Source organism: Nakamurella sp. (assembly GCF_048594475.1).
Taxonomy (GTDB): Bacteria; Actinomycetota; Actinomycetes; order Mycobacteriales; family Nakamurellaceae; genus Nakamurella.
In genome coordinates this window covers 1-3,834 of the sequence record NZ_JBMDXT010000597.1, presented here as the reverse complement: position 1 = coordinate 3,834, position 3,834 = coordinate 1, and the positions used below count along the sequence as shown (strand labels likewise).

The following is a 3,834-nucleotide window of genomic DNA, read 5'->3' as shown; positions in this document are numbered from 1 at the left end:
GTGTTCGCCGGCACCGTGGTCGACCGGGGTGTGGTGTCGGTCGAGCACGAGGGCGGCCTGCGCACCACCTACGAGCCGGTCACCGCCACGGTGCCGGCCGGCACCGTGGTCGCCGCCGGGACCCCGATCGGCACGCTGGTCGCCGGCCACCCCCGCTGCGCGCCGGCCGGTTGCCTGCACTGGGGCGCCCGGCTGCCGGACGGCACCTACCTGGATCCGATGGCCCTGCTCCGGCCGTGGGCGGTGCGGCTGTGGCCGTGGGCGGGGAGGGGGCCGTGATCCGGGCCGGGTCAGCCGCAGGCGATCCGGCCGTTCGGGTCGGAGGTGTTGTCCAGCCACTTGGAGTAGGCCGCGCCGGCCTGCTGCTGCGCGGCACACACCGCCGTCTGATCCGGGCCGACCGGCAGGTAGGCCGCGTAGATCAGGGTGCCCTGCTGGGAGACCCGGTTCAGCGAGGAGCAACCGGTCAGGTCGGTCCGCAGGTACTGCGCGTCCGGGAACCGGTCCAGGTAGGTCTGCATCTCGGAGGCGTACGCGGCCGGGTCGACCGACGAGTGCAGGATGACGATGCCGGTGCCGTCGCAGGCCGGCCGGGAGATCGGCCGGGACAGTCCGAGATCGCCCTCACCCGCCGAGCCCGACGCGGTCGGCCCAGCCGTGGTCGACGGGGCCGGGGCCGGGGCCGTCGACCCACCGCTCGGGACCCGATCGATCGGGTACACCGTGAACTCGCGTCCGTCCTCGTGCCGGCAGCCGCCCACCTGGCCGCGGTACCCCCAGTCCGTCTGGCCGGGCAGCGTGGCCGAGAGCGGGACGATGCTGCACGTCCAGCCGTCGCCGACCTCCGCGAACGCCCCGGTGCCCGCCTTGGGCCCCGTCCACTGGAAGTAGGCGGTCCAGCGGTCCCGCATCAGGCTGCAGTCGATGCTGCCCGACTCGACGACGGCGACCTCGGCGGTGCCGTCGGCGGTCGTCTGGTCCAGGGCACAGGAACCGCCGTCCGCCGGGGCCGCGGGCGCGGCCGGGGCGCCGCAGCGCGCGGCATCGGGCTCGGTGCCGGCGCCGACGGCGATCACGTCGGTGATGCCGCCGGCCGGCGGGATGCCGAGCGGGGACCAGGTCAGCAGGTCGGCGCTGGTGTGGACGGCCCCCACTGCGTCGGTCGCGGTCGTGTCGATCGCGGAGGCCAGCCAGCCGCGGTCGGCGGTACAGGACAGTCCGGTCAGGGCGAGCGCGACCGGGGTCCCGGCGACGGGCTGCCAGGTGATCCCGTCCGGGCTACCGCCGACCCGCAGTTCCTCCCGCGGCGCCCGCTCCAGGGCGCCGTCGAAGAAGAACTGGGAGCCGGTGACGCCCCAGGCCTGACCGTTGAAGGCGCGGACCCCGGCGTAGGTCGCCGACGGACCGGGCACGGTGACGTCCGTCCAGGTCACGCCGTCGGTGCTGCGGAACAGCAGCGGGATCCCGAGATCACCGACATCGTCCACGGCGGGGAGCAGCCACGCCCCGCCGCCGAAGGCGATCGTCCCGTACGGGTAGAGGTGCGTGGCCGTGGTGGGCAGGGTGACCAGCTGCCGATCCCAGGTGATGCCATCGGTCGAGCGATACACGGGCACCTTTCCCTTAGCCTCGTCGGGCCCGGGCTGCCCGACGGCCAGCCAGGTCCCGTTGCCGAACGCCACGTCCAGCAGGTGGTCCTGGACGGCGATGGGCTCGTTCCACCCCTCGCCGTCGGCCGTGGTGCGGATGACCCCGGACGGCTGGTTCACCCCCGTCCACGGCATCCCGCCGACCGCGACGACCAGGTCGGGACCGGCGTCCAGCCGGATCAGGGCGCCGGCGTCGGCGGCAACGGTGGCGACGGTCTCCCACTGCTGCGCGTCGGTGCTGCGTTGGATCCCGGCCGGGGTGGCGGCCAACAGCGCGGGCCGGGTCAGGGCGGCCAGGCCCGCGGGACGCTGGTAGGTGGCGCCGGTGACGACGTCCACGAGCGTGAAGGAGGTCGTCCGCGGGCCCGCGGTGACGGCCAGGGTGGCGCCGGGGTCGAAGCCGGCCCAGCGGGTGCCCAGCAGTTCGGCCGACGGCAGGTCCCGGACGGTGGGTGCGGTGAGCGGGTTGCCGCAGGCGCAGCGAACCGCGGGGGTGCCGGTGGCGTCGACGAGCACCGCGGTGCCGGCCTGCAGGATCGACTGCCGGGGTGTCGCGGCGCCGCCGGCGAAACCGTAATTGGTGACCGCCGTGTCGTGCAGCAGCACGACCGGGGTGAGATCGGCGACGTACCCGGCGATCTGGTCGACGGTGAGGCCGTGCACGCCGGCCCACGCGGCGCCCTGGGCGCGGTTCGCGGTCAGGAATTCGACGAGCCGCTCGGGGTCGCACCCGCCCAGGTCGCCCGAGCCGCCGTACAGGGCATCGGTCGTGCCGGCTCCGGTGCGGATCCCGATGACCGGATCGACGGTCATCCCGGCCACGGTGGCCGCGGCGACGCTGCGGACCTCGTCCGGGAGAGTCGGCGCGGTCGACACCGCGACGGCGCTGACGAAGACGTCGGGGCCCGGGTCCGCCGCCGGTTCCAGCAGCACCGGTTCCGCGGCCGCCACCGGGTCCGGACGGGTCACCAGGATCAGCGCGGTGGCCCCGGCGCCCAGCAGCACGGCGATCGCGACCCCGAGGGCGATCCACGGCCCGGCCGGTCGCCGGGTCCGGGACGACGGAGGGGGCGGCGGCGGGGGCGGCGGACCGGCCGGGGACGGCCAGACGGGCGGGAGATCGGACATGAGCGGCCTTCCGGTCGGACAATGGTCGCTGGCTGAGGCGAACCTAACCGAGGAGTGCTCAACAGCGGCTCAGAGTTCACTCAGACGGGGGCCGTTCGCGGCAGAGGGTGGTCAGCCGGTCACGAGAAGCAACCGGGTCACGGCACCGGCCTGGTCGGCCACGTAGACGGCGCCGTCCGCGACGCGCGGGGACGACAGCACGGGCGCGCCGACGTCGTATTGGGCCAGCACCCGTTCCAGGGCCGCGTCGAGCTGCATCACCCGGCCCGCCGAGTCGACGACGACGACCGAGCCGTCCGCACCCGCCGGCACGGGCGCCGCATCGATCCGGCCGGGCCCGGCCCACCGGGCCGCCTCCTCGCCGGTGCCGCGGGTCAGCGCCAGCACCGTGCCGGCGGTGGTGGCCACGACGATCCGGTCCGCCCCGACCGCGACGGCGCCGTGCACCGGCGCACCCACGTCCCGCCGCCAGATCTCGGCTCCGGTGGCCACGTCGACGGCGACGACGACCCGGCCGCGGCTGCCGACGTAGGCGACACCGTCGGCCACGACCGGCGGAGCCAGGACGGCGCCGCCGGTGGGTCGCGCCCAGACCCGGGTGCCGTCCACCGTCGAGAAGCCGTAGACCTGACCGTCGTTGCCGCCGACGACGATCCGGTCGCCGGCGACCGCGGGGGTCGACGAGCTGGGCCCGCCGATGTCCGCCGGGGTGAACCTCGGCGCCCGGGTGTCCAGGGCGAAGGCGTAGAGCCGGTCCGCGACCACGAACAGGGTGTCGCCGGCGACCACCGGCCCGGCGACGACCTCGGCCCCGACGCGCACCGACCACTCCTCCTGCCCGTCGGCCAACCGGAGGGCGTGGACCTGCCCGTCGTCGGCTCCGACGACGGCCAGGTCGGCGGTGACGGCGGCGGTGGCGCGCACCGGTCCACCCACCGGTTGCGCCCACCGCGCCTCACCGCCGGCGATCTCGATCGCGTGGATCGACTCGTCGCGGCTGCCGATCACCACCAGGTCGCCGGCGATGGCGGGGGTGGCCAGGAGCGGACCGCCGGTC

General features: G+C 75.6%; 2 protein-coding genes and 1 pseudogene. 1 reads left to right on the top strand and 2 read right to left on the bottom strand.

Annotation, left to right across the window (positions count from 1 at the left end; all coding sequences use genetic code 11):
* Nucleotides 1–279: pseudogene (locus ACOJUF_RS26410) on the top strand (M23 family peptidase); the annotation flags it as partial.
* Between the two features lie 11 nt (nucleotides 280–290).
* Here the strand turns inward: ACOJUF_RS26410 and ACOJUF_RS26405 are convergent.
* Both ACOJUF_RS26405 and ACOJUF_RS26400 read right to left on the bottom strand, forming a co-directional pair.
* Complete coding sequence (locus ACOJUF_RS26405; RefSeq protein WP_420124776.1) at nucleotides 291–2,777, bottom strand: DUF6777 domain-containing protein; 2,487 nt, start codon at nucleotides 2,775–2,777, stop codon at nucleotides 291–293.
* A gap of 111 nt (nucleotides 2,778–2,888) precedes the next feature.
* On the bottom strand, nucleotides 2,889–3,834 hold a 946-nt coding region (locus ACOJUF_RS26400; RefSeq protein WP_420124775.1), incomplete at its 5' end, for a PQQ-binding-like beta-propeller repeat protein.